Annotated in this window: 15 protein-coding genes and 1 other annotated feature; of the genes, 6 read left to right on the plus strand and 9 right to left on the minus strand. The window is 47.5% G+C overall.

The annotated features are described in order from the left end of the window. Window positions 1–72 precede the first annotated feature (72 nt). Complete coding sequence (locus HH682_RS09850) at window positions 73–507, plus strand: PACE efflux transporter (protein ID WP_214237393.1); 435 nt, start codon at window positions 73–75, stop codon at window positions 505–507. A 129-nt stretch (window positions 508–636) separates the two neighbouring features. Then, a complete protein-coding gene (gene ybaL / locus HH682_RS09855; protein ID WP_214237394.1) occupies window positions 637–2,328 on the plus strand; it encodes a YbaL family putative K(+) efflux transporter in 1,692 nt (563 codons plus the stop codon). A gap of 32 nt (window positions 2,329–2,360) precedes the next feature. Here ybaL and HH682_RS09860 read toward each other — a convergent pair whose 3' ends face one another. The 8 genes from HH682_RS09860 to apt all read right to left on the minus strand — a co-directional run bounded on the left by HH682_RS09860 (window position 2,361) and on the right by apt (window position 11,121). Next, entirely contained in the window at window positions 2,361–3,662 is a 1,302-nt protein-coding gene (locus HH682_RS09860; protein ID WP_214237395.1) for an inosine/guanosine kinase, read from the minus strand. Window positions 3,663–3,745: 83 nt separating this feature from the next. Then, window positions 3,746–4,705: a ferrochelatase gene (gene hemH / locus HH682_RS09865; protein ID WP_214237396.1), complete on the minus strand. Its 960-nt coding sequence runs from the start codon at window positions 4,703–4,705 to the stop codon at window positions 3,746–3,748. A gap of 87 nt (window positions 4,706–4,792) precedes the next feature. Next, window positions 4,793–5,437, minus strand: coding sequence for an adenylate kinase (gene adk, locus HH682_RS09870; protein ID WP_214237397.1), 645 nt, complete (start codon window positions 5,435–5,437; stop codon window positions 4,793–4,795). A gap of 109 nt (window positions 5,438–5,546) precedes the next feature. After that, window positions 5,547–7,415, minus strand: coding sequence for a molecular chaperone HtpG (htpG, locus tag HH682_RS09875; RefSeq protein WP_214237398.1), 1,869 nt, complete (start codon window positions 7,413–7,415; stop codon window positions 5,547–5,549). Between the two features lie 105 nt (window positions 7,416–7,520). Continuing rightward, complete coding sequence (recR, locus tag HH682_RS09880) at window positions 7,521–8,126, minus strand: recombination mediator RecR (protein ID WP_214237399.1); 606 nt, start codon at window positions 8,124–8,126, stop codon at window positions 7,521–7,523. Further along, window positions 8,126–8,455, minus strand: coding sequence for a YbaB/EbfC family nucleoid-associated protein (locus HH682_RS09885; protein WP_214237400.1), 330 nt, complete (start codon window positions 8,453–8,455; stop codon window positions 8,126–8,128). The genes recR and HH682_RS09885 overlap by 1 nt, the downstream gene beginning before the upstream one ends. Before the next feature lie 53 nt (window positions 8,456–8,508). Next, on the minus strand, window positions 8,509–10,413 hold the full coding sequence (gene dnaX, locus HH682_RS09890) for a DNA polymerase III subunit gamma/tau (protein WP_214237401.1): 1,905 nt from the start codon (window positions 10,411–10,413) through the stop codon (window positions 8,509–8,511). After that, window positions 9,109–9,170: a sequence feature (DnaX frameshifting element), on the minus strand. (Overlaps the previous gene by 62 nt.) 153 nt (window positions 10,414–10,566) lie before the next feature. Next, window positions 10,567–11,121, minus strand: a complete 555-nt coding sequence (gene apt / locus HH682_RS09895; protein WP_214237402.1) for an adenine phosphoribosyltransferase — start codon at window positions 11,119–11,121, stop codon at window positions 10,567–10,569. Between the two features lie 127 nt (window positions 11,122–11,248). On the opposite strand from apt, the gene priC reads away from it, so the two are divergent. Both priC and HH682_RS09905 read left to right on the plus strand, forming a co-directional pair. Continuing rightward, window positions 11,249–11,740 (plus strand): primosomal replication protein PriC, encoded by a 492-nt coding sequence (priC, locus tag HH682_RS09900; protein WP_214237403.1) that lies wholly within the window; start codon window positions 11,249–11,251, stop codon window positions 11,738–11,740. Window positions 11,741–11,797: 57 nt separating this feature from the next. Continuing rightward, window positions 11,798–11,965, plus strand: a complete 168-nt coding sequence (locus tag HH682_RS09905) for a DUF2496 domain-containing protein (protein WP_214237404.1) — start codon at window positions 11,798–11,800, stop codon at window positions 11,963–11,965. Here the strand turns inward: HH682_RS09905 and acrR are convergent. After that, entirely contained in the window at window positions 11,935–12,600 is a 666-nt protein-coding gene (acrR, locus tag HH682_RS09910; protein ID WP_214237405.1) for a multidrug efflux transporter transcriptional repressor AcrR, read from the minus strand. The two genes, HH682_RS09905 and acrR, sit on opposite strands and share 31 nt — an antisense overlap. A 166-nt stretch (window positions 12,601–12,766) precedes the next feature. Between acrR and HH682_RS09915 the strand changes: the two genes are divergently transcribed. Further along, entirely contained in the window at window positions 12,767–13,945 is a 1,179-nt protein-coding gene (locus HH682_RS09915) for an efflux RND transporter periplasmic adaptor subunit (RefSeq protein WP_214237406.1), read from the plus strand. 28 nt (window positions 13,946–13,973) lie between these two features. Further along, entirely contained in the window at window positions 13,974–17,090 is a 3,117-nt protein-coding gene (locus tag HH682_RS09920) for an efflux RND transporter permease subunit (RefSeq protein WP_214237407.1), read from the plus strand. The last annotated feature ends 239 nt before the right edge of the window (window positions 17,091–17,329 follow it).

Consider the following 17,329-nt stretch of genomic DNA (forward strand, 5'->3'; position numbering starts at 1 on the left):
ACCTATCGTTTTTTACGATACAAGCTAGTTTGTACTATACACCCTTACCATCGAAAATATAGCGCTAGAAAAATGAGTCACAAATCGCTTAAAGAGAGAACTCTTCACGCCGTAGGGTATGAAGTCACTGCACTATTAATCACCATCCCTGGTGCTGCGCTGCTTTTACAGCGCCCAATCGGACACATCGGGGTAACAGTCATTGCCATTGCTTTATTGGCGATGGGTTGGAATATGGTGTTTAACGCCTTATTTGATCGCGTTTATCCTCCACGTGCACCTCGTAATTTTTATGTACGATCATTACAAGCGATTGGCTTTGAAGGAGGACTATTGGGTATGGCCTTACCCTTAACGGCTTGGTGCATGGAGATGTCTTTACAAAAAGCCTTTACGATGGATATTGGGTTACTCTTTTTTTATCTCCCTTACACCTATCTCTATAACTGGGTATGGGACAGCGTAGTGAACCATTATTTGAAACGTAACGTCGCGGAAAATAGATAACGTCTTGCGCACTACGGCAGCGCATCAGTCATACTTTGTAACCTTTACTTATACTTACTCACGGTTTCGCCTGCTCACTCCTTTTATTTGTTAAGGTAAGACATTATTCCCTGCAAAATGGAGAGGCCGATGCATTCAACCACCCCCTTAATTACGACACTTGTCGGCGGATTGGTGCTTGCCTTTCTTTTTGGGATGCTCGCGAACCGCCTACGCATCTCTCCTTTAGTGGGTTATCTGTTAGCCGGTGTTTTAGCAGGGCCTTTCACTCCTGGTTTTGTGGCCGATACCAATCTTGCCCCTGAGCTCGCAGAGTTAGGCGTGATCTTGTTAATGTTTGGCGTGGGCTTACATTTTTCGCTCAAAGATTTGATGTCGGTGAAATCAATAGCGATACCTGGTGCGGTTGCACAAATCATTGTCGCCACCTTACTTGGCATGGGTCTCTCTAGCTTACTCGGGTGGCCATTAATGAGCGGACTAGTATTTGGTCTCTGCTTATCCACCGCCAGCACCGTTGTTTTGCTCAGAGCTTTGGAAGAACGACAACTGTTAGACAGTCAACGCGGACGCATCGCTATCGGTTGGTTGATCGTAGAAGATTTAGTGATGGTTCTGGCGTTAGTACTGCTTCCTGCAATGGCGGGCGTATTAGAAAAAGGAGATGCCAGTTTTACCCTTCTCGCCTGGGATCTTTTACTCACCATTGGCAAAGTTATCGCTTTTATGCTGCTGATGATGATTGTCGGTCGGCGGGTGATCCCTTGGATCCTCTCACGTAGCGCGGCAACCGGATCACGAGAGCTTTTTACACTGTCAGTACTCGCCCTCGCATTGGGTATCGCCTTTGGCGCAGTGGAACTTTTTGATGTCTCGTTTGCGCTCGGGGCTTTCTTCGCCGGTATGGTATTAAACGAGTCAGAACTCAGTCATCGCGCCGCCCACGATACACTGCCCTTACGCGATGCCTTCGCGGTACTTTTCTTCGTCTCGGTAGGCATGCTGTTCGACCCTCATATTTTAATTGAGCGTCCTTTTGCGATTATCGCCGCACTTATTATTATTCTTTTTGGAAAGTCAGTTGCCGCTTGGTTGCTGGTTAAAGCTTTAGGTCACTCCAAGCGTACCGCAATGACTATCGCCGTAAGCCTCGCGCAAATTGGTGAATTCTCATTCATTCTTGCAGGCCTCGGAATAACCTTAAATCTGCTCAGTAAACAGGGGCAGAATTTAGTTCTGGCCGCAGCAATCCTCTCTATTATGCTTAATCCGATTCTTTTCACCCTAGCTGAACGCTGGATGAAGCGAGAAAAGAATGAAACGAAAGAAGAGCAAGACGTTGAATTGGTGGCAGAGCTACCGCAAGTGCCGATCACCCTATGCAATCATGCCTTAATTGTCGGCTATGGGCGCGTCGGACGCCTACTCTATAAGCAGCTAACCGCTGAGGGGATCACGGTAGTGGTGGTTGAGAATAATCGTAGCCGGATTGATGAAATGCGCGAAATGGGTATCTTAGCGATTTATGGGAATGCAGCGAGACCGGAAGTGATGGAGTTAATGCGTATTGACTGCGCACAATGGTTATTACTGACCATCCCTAATGGCTATGAATCGGGGGAAATCGCCATCACTGCACGCGAGAAACGCCCTGACTTATCTATTTTCGCTCGGGCTCACCATGATGATGAAGTGGATTACCTGCAAGCACACGGCTGTAATCATATTGTCATGGGGGAAAGGGAAATTGCTTATAGTCTACAGCAAGCGGTTCAACGAACATTGCCTCAGCAACAGAGCGCCTTTTGCCCCCTGACGTAGTATTCGCCCCCGCCGCTAACGGGGGCGATCAATTAACGATCCCAATAAGCCTCTTCTAGGCTATCTTCTCGCTCAGGCAGACCACGGCTTAATCGAGGTGAATGTTGGTTCAGCACTTGATAACTCACTCGGTTGGCATACTTACAAACTTGCGCCAGCGAAGAATAGGTTAAGTATGGATGCTGATGTTTGTTGGAATTCGGGACTTTATGGCGATGATAAATATTAGCCGAAAGGTCATGCAGCAAGGCGGCTAAGGCGCCATCACCCGCCCCGTTAGTATTCATTATTTTTTCAGGGCCGCCCATATAGGGAGCAATATGTGAATAGACTTTTAAGGGCTGCTCGCAATCGTCTGCACGCATCGCTCGGCTAAATTCATACTGATTAAATTCGGCAATTGCCCCAGGAAGTAAAGGAAGATTAGTGTTACGCTTGCTTGCTTCTTCGGTATAACCGCCCATATATAAGCCCGCAGGCCCTGCTGTACATAAGGTTAAATCGACCCATTCTAACGCTTTATCTGTCGCTAAAAGCGGATCGATTTCACCGGTTAGCTCCAGGGCTTCTTCTTCGTTCATAGCCAAAATGGACACATGATCTCGTAAGAAATCACGCCAGAATTGCGGATCGTCGGCAATAATATGCCGGGTCCCAAGGGTCAATACGACCGGGACTTGGTGTTTTTTCGCATACTCAATGGCCTGCATTGCCGCTTGTGGCATTGGCTCACCGGGTTTAGCGCGTAAAAGATAGGAGGTGAGCAATAGTGCTGAAGCGCCAGCAATCACCTCTTCAGGAATACTTTCTGGCCGTAGTTGATTAATATCGCCCGGGTTGATGGCGAAAGTTCGCTCTCCTGCCGAATTAATCAAGGTATAACAGCGACCAATTGCCCCTTCCACGCCTTGCATATGGTTAAGATCCATACGGCTAGAAGTGTTACAGAGATAACGATAGGCATAGTCACCGATATGGATGTTATTACAAATGACGCCCAAAAGAATCGATCGGTCATCCGCTAAGACTGAGTAGTTATGCAGCGTGTTACCTACCGTGCCGCCTGCGAATTGATGTGACAGGAGATTACGTTGGCGAAGTTCTTGGTAAAGCGCCTCAGAGACGTCGTCTTCAAGGATAAAAGAATATCCCCCAGTTAATCCATAACGGCTGAGAAAGTCATCATCAACCTTTGCCTCAATATCAACCATTGTTTGGTCAATGCCGACCAACCAGCCCATGGATTCAGCTTCAACCGGCACTGAGTTCAGTAATGGGTCACGTGCGTTAACAGGGAAGTAGTGCTTTGATTTACGTTTACCAGGAAATTTCATAGTGGAGATTAATCAGGGGAAATAGGCGCAGAATAGTAGCATAATTCCCCTGTTCTTTACTAAGTGATCTCGTTGGGTTGAGATTATTTGAATTGATTTACGAGTGCCAACATCATATCAATATGCAAGGGATCCGCATTGAGCGCTGGAATATAGTGGAAAGTTTCACCTCCCGCATGCATAAAAAATTCCCGGTTTTGTTCGTTAATCTCTTCAAGCGTTTCTAGACAGTCCGCAGAGAAGCCTGGAGACATCACTTGAATATGACGGATCCCTTTGTCGGGTAGGGTCTTAATCGTTTCATCAGTGTAAGGCATTAACCACGGCTCACGGCCAAAGCGTGACTGATAAGTCATCATAATCTGCTCCGAGGATAAACCCAGTGCTTGTGCTAAGGCATGATAAGTCTGTTCGCAACGTTTGGGATAGTCATCACCTTGGTTAGCAAAGCGTTGAGGTATACCGTGAAACGAAAGTAATAATAAGTCAGGTTTTCCGTGCTCAGCAATGCTACGCTGAACAGAGTCTTTCAACGCCTCAATATAAAGAGGATGCGTGGCATAATCGCGAATAAACTTGATGGCTGGCATCGTGCGACGTTTACGGAAAGTGTTATACAGACCGTCCCATACCGCGGAGACCGTCGACGACGAAAACTGCGGGTAGAGTGGCAAAACAATCAAACGTGTTACACCTTGATCAAGCAACGTATCGACTGCGTGTTCCAAGGAGGGATTGCCATAGCTCATCCCTAAAGCAACCGGCATATCCGTTTTTTGCGCCAATGCTTCACGTTGCTGTTGGCTAAAGACTAATAGCGGAGAGCCCCCTTCCATCCATACCGAGGCATATAGCTTGGCGACTCTCGGAGACCGAAAAGGCAGGATTGCTCCTCGCAGGATAGGTTGCCAGAACAGGTCAGGGACATCTACAACCCGTTTATCACTCAAGAACTGTTTTAAATAACGCTTTACCGCGGCAGTCGTCGGGGCATCAGGCGTGCCGAGATTAACTAATAACACGCCCGGTTTATCTACGGTCATATACTTTTCCTGGTTTAAAAAAAGCGAATCAGTTAAGGCAAACAGCGGTGAGAGGCCGAACAGTTAAAGACAGTTCGGCACTTAGGATTAGCCGAGTAACGACTTGAGTTGGGCACTCACTTGCGCGACGGGTTGTGTGCCGTCGATTTTTTCATAGCGCGTTTCACCGTTTACCGCAGCTTGAGTATAGTAGTTAATTAACGGTGCAGTCATTTGATGATATTCAACAAGACGATTGCGAACCGTCGCCTCTTCGTCATCTTTACGGATAGTTAAGGGTTCACCGGTGAGATCATCTTTATCCGCTTCTTTCGGCGGGTTATAAGCGATGTGATAAACGCGTCCAGAAGGTGCGTGTACACGACGCCCCGCAATACGTCCAATGATTACGTCATCTGGAACCGCAAACTCTAAAACAACATCAATCGCGATATCGGCTTCTTTCATCGCATCGGCTTGCGGAATCGTCCGTGGGAAACCATCAAGTAGGAATCCTTTTTGGCAGTCTTCTTTGGCAATGCGTTCTTTGACTAAGGCAATAACCAGTTCATCGGTCACTAATTTCCCAGCGTCCATTAGTTCTTTGGCTTGCTGACCTAATGGAGAGCCTGCTTTCACGGCTGCACGCAGCATATCACCTGTTGAAATTTGTGGTATGCCGTAGTTCTCCATGATGAACTGCGCCTGAGTACCTTTACCTGCGCCCGGGGCTCCGAGCAAAATAATACGCATTGCGTAATACCTCTTGCGAATTGCACTAAACTTATGAAGTGGCAAAAATAACACTATGTTGCATTCACCACAAGACAAGGCGTCGCTTTCACGACGCCTTGGAGGGGGGCTACGCGAGGAGTAACTGATTCATTCTACGAATAAATTGGTTCGGATCTTCTAAGGTTCCACGCTCAGCGAACAGCGCTTGATCGAGTAAAAGTTCAATCCAGTCTGCAAAGCGCGAGTCATCTTGAGTATCAGCGGCCTGTTTCACCAAACGGTGCTCAGGGTTGATCTCAAAGATATACTTCACCTCAGGTGCGTCTTGGCCTGCTGCGGCAAAGAGTTTCGCCATCTGCGTACTCATTTCATTCGCATCAGTCACGACGATTGCTGGGGTATCGGTGAGACGATGTGTTAAGCGCACCTCTTTCACTCGCTCGCCCAGTAAGCTTTTAACCCGCTCAACAAAGGGCTCTAGCGCCTTTTCGTTCTCTTTTTGGGCTTCTGTTTCTTCGTCGGCTAATTTGTCTAAAGAATCATCCGCTTTACTGACCGATTGGAACATTTTTCCATCAAACTCGGTAAGGTAAGACATCATCCACTCATCAATACGATCAGAGAGCAGTAACACTTCAATTCCTTTCTTACGGAATAACTCTAAGTGCGGGCTGTTCTTCGCAGCGGCATAACTATCCGCAGTGATAAAGTAAATCTTTTCTTGCCCTTCTGCCATGCGTGCCACGTAGTCTTCAAGCGTGACGGTTTGTTCCGCACTGTCATTTTTGGTCGACGCAAAGCGCAGTAATTTAGCGATAGTCTGCAAGTTAGCAGGATCTTCTGCAGGGCCTTCTTTCAGCGCCATCCCGAAAGCTTTCCAGAACGTCAGGTACTTTTCGCTGTCGTCTTTCGCCAGCTTTTCAAGCATTTGCAGCGTACGTTTAGTCAGTGCCGTACGCAGGCTCTGTGTCACGCGGCTATCTTGTAAAATTTCACGAGAGACGTTTAGAGGAAGATCATTTGAATCAATCAGGCCGCGAACGAAACGTAAGTAAGTCGGCATAAATTGTTCAGCGTCATCCATGATGAAGACGCGTTGCACATAAAGCTTTAAGCCATGCTTATGGTCGCGATTCCACATGTCCCAAGGTGCTTGAGCAGGAATATACAACAGGCTGGTGTATTCCTGTTTACCTTCTACGCGGTTATGGCTCCAAATCAGTGGATCGGCAAAGTCATGAGAAACATGTTTATAGAATTCTTTATACTCATCTTCACTGATCTCCGATTTATTTCGGGTCCACAGCGCTTGTGCTTTGTTGATTTTTTCCCAGGTCGTCGTTTCTGCTTCGTCGTCTTTTTCTTCGATTTCAACAGGTAGAGCGATATGGTCGGAGTATTTACCAACAATATTTTTCACACGCCAAGCATCTAAGAACTCGTCTTCACCTTCACGTAGGTGCAGTGTGATCTCAGTTCCACGATCCGCTTTTTCGATATCAGCTAAGGTGTATTCCCCTTCGCCCGCTGACTCCCAGTAGACCGCTTGGTCTGCCGCCGCGCCCGCAGCACGCGTGCGTACCGTGACCTTATCTGCCACGATAAATGCTGAGTAGAAACCGACACCAAATTGACCGATCAACTGGCTATCTTTAACCTGATCAGAGCCCATCGACTCAAGGAAAGCTTTGGTTCCTGATTTTGCGATGGTTCCTAAGTTTTCGATCACTTCATCACGCGTCATACCGATCCCGTTGTCACTTAACGTGAGCGTACGGGCGTCTTTGTCTACTGATAAACGAACACGTAGATCACCATCACCTTGGTAGAGGTTCGCATCAGAAAGTGCTTTGAAGCGCAGTTTATCTGCGGCATCTGAGGCATTGGAGATCAATTCACGGAGGAAAATTTCTTTATTTGAGTAGAGAGAATGGATCATCAGGTGCAGAAGTTGTTTTACTTCTGACTGAAAGCCACGGGTTTCTTGTCCTTTCATTTTTTATTCATCCTCAACAAAATGACGGGTTAACAATGTTGTTTAAGGAGATGGGGACAGTTTTTCGCTTTTCAAGCTGATGCCGTGAATAACATCAGCAAGCGATTAATATTTAAACTTTTGGCGACCAGCCAGCGAATGGGAAAGCGTGGTACCGTCAACCAATTCTAATTCACCCCCGACAGGGACACCGTGCGCAATACGAGTGGCTTCCACCCCATATTGGCGACAAAGGGAAGCAATAAAATTTGCCGTTGCCTCACCTTCCACAGTGGGATTGGTGGCAAGAATCACTTCCGTTAAGGTTTCCGTTTGAAGGCGCTGTTCGAGTATATCTAGGCCGATATCGTCAGGACCAATACCATCTAAGGGTGAAAGATGCCCCATCAGGACAAAATAGCGCCCGGCAAATTGCCCCGTTTGTTCAACCGCTTGGATGTCTGCAGGACTTTCCACAATACAAATAATCCCGTTTTCCTGACGGCGACTATTGGTACAGATCGCGCAGATCTCTTTTTCAGTGAAAGTTCTACACTGTTGGCAGTGACCAATTTCAGACATTGCGGTCGTTAAGGCTTGAGCCAAGCGCATTCCCCCACTGCGATCACGCTGCAGGAGATGGAACGCCATCCGCTGTGCTGATTTAGGCCCTACGCCCGGTAAGCAGCGTAGGGATTCCATCAAAGTTTCCAATAATGGGCTGGATTGCATTAGAATGGCATCTTAAAGCCAGGCGGTAACTGCATGCCGTTTGAGACAGAAGCCATTTTCTCTTTTTGCGTCTCCTCAATACGACGTGCTGCATCGTTAAATGCCGCAGCCACCAAGTCTTCCAGCATATCTTTATCATCGTCGAATAAGCTAGGGTCGATCTCAACACGACGACAATTATGTGCACCGTTGATGGTCACTTTCACTAGGCCAGCACCCGACTCACCCGTCACTTCTAACGCGGCGATCTCTTCCTGAACTTGTGACATTTTATCTTGCATTTGCTGGGCTTGCTTCATCAAGTTACCCAGACCACCTTTACCAAACATATCGCTCTCTCTCTGCTAAGGCCACAGCCATCCTATGATGGCCTGTAGCGGTGTTAAACGGGACGTATACTTTCTTCATCCACCTCTGCATCAAACATTTTACGCAAAGTCTGGATATGTGAATCATTTATGACAGCCTCTTTAGCCTGCAGTAAACGCTCTTCATAAATGACCTGACGCCATTCGAGTGGCGTTAAGTGTTCAGGATTATCATCGGACTCAATCGTGAGTTCAACCGTTTCTCCCAATAACTGATGAAAGGCGTTGGTCAGTACCTGCTGCGCCGAGCTGGAATTTAAATGCTTCTGATGACTGCGCAGTTTAATCACAATGTGCTTATCGATCTGCTGTTTCCAGCTATTTAGGGCCAATTGCTGCACCAATTTAGGGAGCGACATGCCAGCAATCTGTGCCGCCCACGGATCGCGTTGGCAGGTCTCCACAATCAATTGCTGCATGAGTTCTGGATTTTTCTCGTGCTCTAGTGCGCTACGCAGCGCCTTAGGGGTTGCAACAGAGACTACCGTCGCCTCTTCAGTACGTTGCGATGTCCACCGGTAGCTCTCTTTTTTCTTAACAACGTTCTCGCTCGGGGGGTGTCCCACTGCAGACGCTTTACGCTCAGTGAGCGTCGCTAATCGCTCAAGCGCCGATTGTGCCGGTCGCGGACTCGACGCAACCGGCTCACTCTTTTTTGCTTGGGAAGCCCCTTGCCGCATCAAAGCCGTTCTCGCTTGCAGTAATTGACTGGTGGCATCATTTCCCACCGCCTGTGTTGGCGATGATACCTCGGCTGGGGTGGGCGCGACGGGTTTTTCCGGTATCGCTTCTCGAGTCTGTGGCGCGGGCGATGGCTTCGGCGATCCAGCGTTTAAAGGATGAAAAGCCAACGCACGCAGTAGCGTCATCTCAATCCCCATACGCGCTTCAGGCGCAAGGGGTAGCTCTTTACGCCCGGTTAAGATAATTTGGTAATAAAGCTGGAGATCTTCCGGGGGGACGCGACGCGCTAATTCGCGTAGTTGGGTTTCATGTTGTCGATACGCTTCATTCAATGAGTCGGGTATCAGTTGCAACATCGCAATGGTGTGCAAAACTCTGAGCATTTCGGCCAGCAAGGCATCCCATTCAGTCGCTCGGCTAGCTGCCTCCGCCACCAGAGACAAGGCACGCTCGCCATTACCTTTAACCAATGCTTCGACTAACCCTAACGGCTGTTCATCATCAAGGGTGCCTAGCATCTGCATGACGTCATGATCGGTAACGCGCCCATCCCCTGCGGCAATCGCTTGGTCAAGCAGACTCAGTGCGTCGCGCAAACTACCTTGTGCCGCGCGCGATAAGTATTGCAATGCCCGTACGTCAAAACTAATCTGATCACTATTCAGAATATGAGACAGTTGTTGTTGAATCTGATCGGTATCCAATGCTTTTAAGTGAAACTGTAAGCAGCGGGACAGAATAGTGACGGGAAGTTTTTGCGGATCAGTGGTCGCGAGTAAAAATTTTACATGCTCAGGCGGCTCTTCAAGCGTTTTTAGTAATGCATTAAAACTATGCCGTGACAGCATATGGACTTCGTCAATAAGGTAAACTTTAAAGCGGCCACGAACCGGCGCATATTGGACGTTATCCAGTAACTCCCGAGTATCTTCCACACGTGTACGCGAAGCGGCATCGATTTCAATTAAATCGATAAAACGTCCCTGCTCTATCTCAATACAGTTATCGCATTTTCCGCAAGGGGTAGCCGTGATACCCGTTTCACAATTTAACCCTTTGGCAAACAGTCGGGCGATACTGGTTTTCCCGACACCGCGTGTGCCAGAAAAAAGATAAGCGTGATGCAGTCTGCCAAGGTTTAGACCGTTAGCCAGCGCGGTTAATACATGTTCCTGACCCACAACATCAGAAAAAATTTGTGGTCGCCATTTTCGTGCGAGAACCTGATAACTCATGGAGATCGTATCACTTGATAGGAGTTAAATACCGACAACCGCGCTCACTCACGCGGCCGTCACATGACGATGCTTACCGTAGCGTAATGCGCTCAGTTTAGCAGTCTGGTCGAGCGTTGCCCATCTATTTTAAGCCAAGCCCGAATGAGGATATTAGTGACCCGGGAAGTCAACAACACTGAAGCAGTTGAGGCCAAGCTGATTCAATCGGCGCTCTCCTTCGAGATCGAAAAGATTAATCACGAATGCAGCATCTTCTACCTGAGCACCCGCGCGACGAATAAGCTTAACTGTCGCTTCTATCGTCCCACCTGTTGCGAGTAAGTCATCAACAACCAGCACCTTATCGTTTTCAGTGAGTGCATCTTGGTGGATTTCGAGGGCATCTGTACCGTACTCCAGCACATAGGTTTCCTGCCAAACCGCACGAGGCAGCTTACCGGGTTTACGAACCGGAACAAATCCAACCCCTAATCCTAAAGCTACCGGCGCGCCGAATAAGAACCCTCTCGCTTCAGTTCCTATCACTTTGGTGATCCCTTTATCGCGATAACGTGCGACGATAAGTTCAATCGTAGCAGCGTAGGCCTGTGGGTCTTCTAATAGGCTCGTGACATCGCGAAACAGTATGCCTGGCTTTGGGTAGTCGGGTACACTGCAAATGCTGTCTTTGATCAGTGCGAGTTGAGCGTGGTGTGTAGTGGTCATGATATTGTGCCTGGTGACATGTGAAGAGTGAGGCGCCCTGTACTAACAGGATATGTGCGATGAAGAAATTGCCGCCTACGCATCAAAACCGTCAAATTTAAGCAAAGTAAAGGATAAATGCAACTCTATGAACCAGAAAGTCGTCATTAACCAGCTACGTAAACTCGTGGATCATCTAACCAATCAGGTTAAGGGGCTGGGCAACCCTCGCTTAAAAGCTATCGGTTTCGAACGACAACTCTTCAAAAATCATTACGCCACGCTGAACGGCTACTTACAAGAATGTGCTCATACGCTCAATAATCTTGAGCAAAGCGATCCCAGTCTATCAACCAAACAGTGGCAACTCGAACATCTGGTTGAACAATGTCAGGCGATACAGAAAGTCATTCACACCCTTCCAGCTGGAAAAATCAATATCGTCACACCACAAGAAGAGCTGGCTGGCTATGAGCGCAGGTTGTTGAAAATGGTTGCCGACCTTGAGCATCAGGTGGCTACCGCTAGCGGTTTTCACGAACAGCAGCAATTGCTGTCAACCTTGGCGAGCACTCGACAACGTCTAACCCGTTGTCAAACTGCGCAAAAAGACTATTCTTGGAAGAAAAATATGTCGTAATGAGTTGATGAACTCGACGGCTACTCACTCCTTTCTACTATTGCAGGCGCTTTACGTATGTCGTTACATTCCGCTCCCCTCGAAACTCAATTAGCGATTGATCTCATTATGCTGCTGGAAAACCATAATCTTCCAATTCAGGTAGTGTTAGAGGCCTTAAAAATCGTAGAGCGAGATTTTCAACATAAATTAGATCAAGAAACGTTATCATCGGATTCAGCGTGAGGCGTAATACGCAAAGACGGGCTATATTGTAATAAATCTATCATAGCCTGCACTAACGTTGGGGCAAGTGCCTTCATATCAAAACTAGCGGGTGAAAATAACCAATTTTCAATGATACCTGTAATGTAGGCTCTACACACCACAGCAGAACGCTGCGTATCCAGAGTGCTCGGTAATTGCTGAGCATGAATACAGAGGGACAGTTTTTCGGCAATCTTAGGGTAATCTTCTAAAACTAATTTTTGATCAAGTTGGTTTATAGATTGCATCTCCCCTACGAACTCACACTTATGGTAAATAATTTCCATAATTTTACGCCGACGCTCATCGACGACTAAAGATTGCAAAAAAGAGATTAAAAAGTGCTTTAATTGCCCAAGCGGATCGTTAGGATAGAGAGAAGCAAACTCGAGGTGTAGACGGTCGATCTCCTCATCACTGTTTACCCAGATCGCTTTGAATAGTTCCGTCTTGTTTTTGAAGTGCCAATAAATAGCACCGCGGGTCATGCCTGCATGCTCAGCGATATCAGATAACGATGTGGCGGAAACACCTCGACCGGCGAAACAATCGATCGCGGCTTCAATGAGTAAAGATTTGGTTTCCAGCGCTTGTGCTTTAGTTTTTCGTGCCATAGTGAATTATTTAGCTTTAAATTCTGCGTTATTGTTAGAATAATTGTTGCACTAATGCTTACATACATTCATGTATATATGTACTATAACACGCATTATCTTTACACACATTTCTCGACACCATTTATTGTCGCGTACTTAATTCCGGACGAGTAGAGGTTTTACTATGAAAATGAACAGAGGATTGACACCTCTGGCAGCAATTCTGATGTTATCAGGCGCAGTTGTGCTAAGTGGTTGTGATGATAAATCGCAACAGTCCGCACAAAAATCTGCGCCTGAAGTCGGTGTTGTCACGTTGAAAGCCGCCCCTATAGATATGACTACTGAGTTACCAGGAAGAACCTCTGCTTATCGTGTAGCTGAAGTACGCCCTCAGGTTTCAGGGATCATCTTAAAGCGCAATTTCGTAGAAGGGACTGATATTAAAGCGGGTGAATCCCTTTACCAAATTGATCCAGCACCTTATCAAGCAACCTATAACAGTGCGCTAGGAGATCTCGCTAAAGCCCAAGCGAACGCGCGTATCGCACAAGTGACGCTGAACCGTTATAAACCCTTGTTAGGCACAAAATACATAAGCCAACAAGACTACGACACGGCAGCCGCTACCTTAGCGCAGAATAATGCAGCGGTTCGCTCAGCGCAGGCTGCGGTGGAAAATGCGCGCATTAACCTCGCCTACACCAAAGTCTCGTCACCGATTTCTGGTCGTATCGGTAAAACAGCCGTCACCGAAGGTGCTTTGGTACAGAATGGTCAAACTACTGCCTTGGCGACCGTTCAGCAACTTGACCCGCTCTACGTTGACTTAACGCAATCCAGCGACGACTTTATGCGTTTACGTAATCAGTTATCGTCCGGTGAGCTGACGCAAGGTGAAGGTAAAGCCCCTGTCACTATCGTGTTAAACGATGGTACCACCTTGAAACAAAAGGGAACCTTAGAGTTTTCTGATGTGACTGTCGATCAAACTACGGGTTCCATCACGTTGCGTGCCATTGTCCCTAATCCTGATCACAGCTTGCTGCCGGGGATGTTTGTTCGCGCACGTGTAGAGGAAGGCGTTAACCAAAATGCCCTGCTCGTTCCACAACAAGCCATTACCCGTACGCCTACTGGTCAAGCCACCGCGATGATCGTCAATGCTGAGGACAAAGTCGACGTTCGCCAAGTGACTGCCCAAGAGGCAATTGGTGATAAATGGCTGGTAACCTCTGGCCTCAAGGCGGGAGATCGCGTGATTTCTCTTGGTGTTCAACGTGCCGTTCAAGGTGTGAAAGTCTCACCGAAAGAAGTCAGCGCTGACCAGAAAGATGATACTGCATCGACGCAGTCTGAATAATTTTTGCGTTAACAGGAGCCACTGACATATGGCTAAGTTCTTTATAGATCGCCCCATATTTGCTTGGGTACTCGCCATCGTTATTATGATGGTCGGGGCGCTATCGATCATGAAACTTCCGATCGAGCAGTATCCCGAAGTTGCACCACCCGCCGTACAGGTTCGCGCTGCGTATCCGGGCGCTGATGCGAAAACATTACAAGACTCTGTGACTCAGGTTATTGAACAGAACATGAATGGATTAGATGGACTGCTCTATATGTCCTCTAACAGTGATTCTTCTGGTAACTTGCAGTTAACGCTGACCTTCGCGTCAGGAACCGATGCAGATATTGCGCAGGTTCAGGTTCAGAACAAACTGCAGCTAGCGATGCCATTGCTGCCGCAAGAAGTCCAACAACAGGGGATTAACGTTCAAAAATCCTCCAGTAGCTTCTTGATGGTTGCGGGGTTTGTGAGTGAAGACGGCACTATGGATATGAATGACCTTGCCGATTATATCTCCTCTAACGTCAAAGACCCGATCAGTCGGACGACTGGTGTGGGCGACACGCAGCTGTTCGGTGCGCAATACGCGATGCGTATTTGGATGGACCCTGCGAAGCTAGTCAATTATAACCTCACCCCGAGTGATATCATCACCGCTATCAAAGCCCAAAACTCCCAAGTCTCCGCGGGGCAATTGGGAGGAGCGCCAGCTGTTGCTGATCAACAGTTGAACTCCTCAATTATTGCTCAGACTCGACTGACCAGTCCTGAAGAGTTCGGGAAAATTTTGTTAAAGACTAACACCGATGGTTCAACCGTCCGCCTAAGTGATGTTGCAACAATTAAGTTGGGGGGAGAGAACTACGAGGTAGTCGCACGCTTCAATGGTCACCCTGCATCAGGGTTAGGGATTAAACTTGCCACTGGGGCTAATGCACTGGATACCGCCAACGCGGTGAAAGCACGCCTGAAAGAAATGGAACCTTTCTTCCCGCATGGCATGAAGTTGGTTTACCCATACGATACGACTCCATTTGTAAAAATCTCAATTTTTGAGGTAGTCAAAACACTCTTTGAAGCCATCGTATTGGTTTTCTTAGTGATGTATATGTTCCTGCAAAGCTTCCGCGCCACGCTAATCCCGACCATCGCGGTGCCGGTCGTTTTATTGGGAACATTCGGCATAATTAGCGCCTTCGGTTACTCGATAAACACCCTCACCATGTTCGGACTGGTCCTCGCCATAGGACTCTTGGTCGATGATGCCATTGTGGTGGTTGAAAACGTCGAACGGGTGATGGAGGAGGAAGGATTAGATCCTAAAGAGGCAACTAAGCGCTCTATGGAGCAGATCCAAGGTGCGTTAGTCGGGATTGCCTTAGTCCTTTCTGCCGTCTTCATTCCCATGGCATTCTTCGGTGGCTCCACCGGGGTAATCTACCGTCAGTTCTCGATTACCATTGTTTCAGCGATGGTGTTGTCGGTACTGGTTGCGATGATCTTGACCCCTGCTCTCTGTGCGACCTTGCTTAAAAAACATGATAATAACGACCACAAAGAGAAAGGTTTCTTTGGCTGGTTTAACAGAATGTTTGATAAGAGCACCAACCACTATGTAAACAGTGTCAGCCATATTATCCGCCGTACCGGCCGCTACTTAATTATTTACGTCGTGATCGTGGCCGGAATGGTTTGGTTGTTTATGAAATTACCGACCTCCTTCTTACCTGAAGAAGATCAGGGTATATTAGTGGTACAGGCACAATTACCTGCAGGCGCGACGCAACAACGTACCGAAAAGGTGCTTGATCAGGTTACTGATTACTTCCTTACTCATGAGAAAGAGGCAGTTAAATCTGTCTTTACGGTAAACGGATTTGGTTTTGCCGGACGCGGACAAAACACCGGTATCGCCTTCTTAAGCTTAAAGCCTTGGGAAGAGCGGACAGCCGCCGCTGACAAAGTCGAGGCGATTGCAGGCCGCGCTATGGTCGCCTTAGGCCAGATTAAAGATGCGATAGTCATTCCGTTCAACCTTCCTGCAATTATCGAGCTGGGTAATGCGACAGGCTTTGACTTTGAACTGGTGGATAATGCCAACTTAGGTCATGACAAGTTGATGCAAGCCCGTAACCAATTACTGGGTATGGCGGCTCAACATCCTGACGTGTTAGTAGGTATGCGTCCTAATGGTTTGGAAGATACACCGCAATATAAGCTCATCATTGACCAAGAAAAAGCGCGTGCGCTTGGCGTGTCAATCTCTGATATCAATACCACGCTCAGTGCGAGCTGGGGCGGTAACTACGTCAACGACTTTATTGACCGTGGACGGGTGAAGAAAGTTTACGTGATGGGTGAAGCTGATTCCCGTATGTTGCCTAGCGATATCAATAAGTGGTATGTACGCAACAGTGACGGCGAGATGGTGCCCTTCTCAGCTTTCACTAGTGCGAAATGGCAGTACGGTTCCCCACGTTTAGAACGTTATAACGGATTACCTTCATTGGAAATTCTCGGTCAGGCAGCTCCCGGTAAGAGTTCCGGTGAAGCCATGAACTTGATGGAACAATTGGCTTCCAAGCTGCCACAAGGTATTGGTTACCAGTGGACCGGTATGTCATACCAAGAGCGTATGTCAGGAAACCAAGCGCCAGCGTTATATGCTATCTCGTTGATTGTAGTCTTCCTCTGTTTAGCCGCACTCTACGAGAGCTGGTCGATACCTTTCGCTGTCATGTTGGTGGTACCACTCGGTGTTATCGGTGCCCTTGCCTTCACAACGCTTCGCGGTATGAGTAACGATGTTTACTTTGTCGTCGGACTCTTAACCACTGTCGGGATATCTGCAAAGAATGCTATCTTGATTGTTGAATTCGCGGTCGATTTAATGAAGGAAGGCAAAGGTCTTATGGAGGCAACTCTGGATGCGGTACGCATGCGTCTACGTCCGATCTTAATGACTTCTATGGCCTTTATGCTGGGTGTACTCCCCTTAGCGATCAGTTCAGGTGCAGGCTCCGGTGCTCAGAATGCTGTAGGGACTGGAGTTATTGGGGGAATGGTGACAGCGACGTGTTTAGCGATCTTCCTTGTACCTGTCTTCTTTGTCGTTGTTCGCCGACGCTTTGGTGGACAAAAAGAGAAAAAACAGTAATCCCCTTCTCTTCTTATCATGGGCTGCTTAGGCAGCCCTTTTTTCGCCACAATGTAATCATTTATTAATCATTTTTGTCCATTGATTTTGACTGAGGCTTTTTGAATTTAGCCAAGTGGTTTATAATAAATATGTCGTCGTCGATAGTTAAAACCCATCTATTAAAAGGATGAATACACGTACAATTGAAGTAATCTTACCCAATGTAAGGGTGTGATGTGTTCAAGCGTCATCCGACT

This window comes from Rosenbergiella gaditana, from assembly GCF_018494065.1.
Classification (GTDB): Bacteria; Pseudomonadota; Gammaproteobacteria; order Enterobacterales; family Enterobacteriaceae; genus Rosenbergiella; species Rosenbergiella gaditana.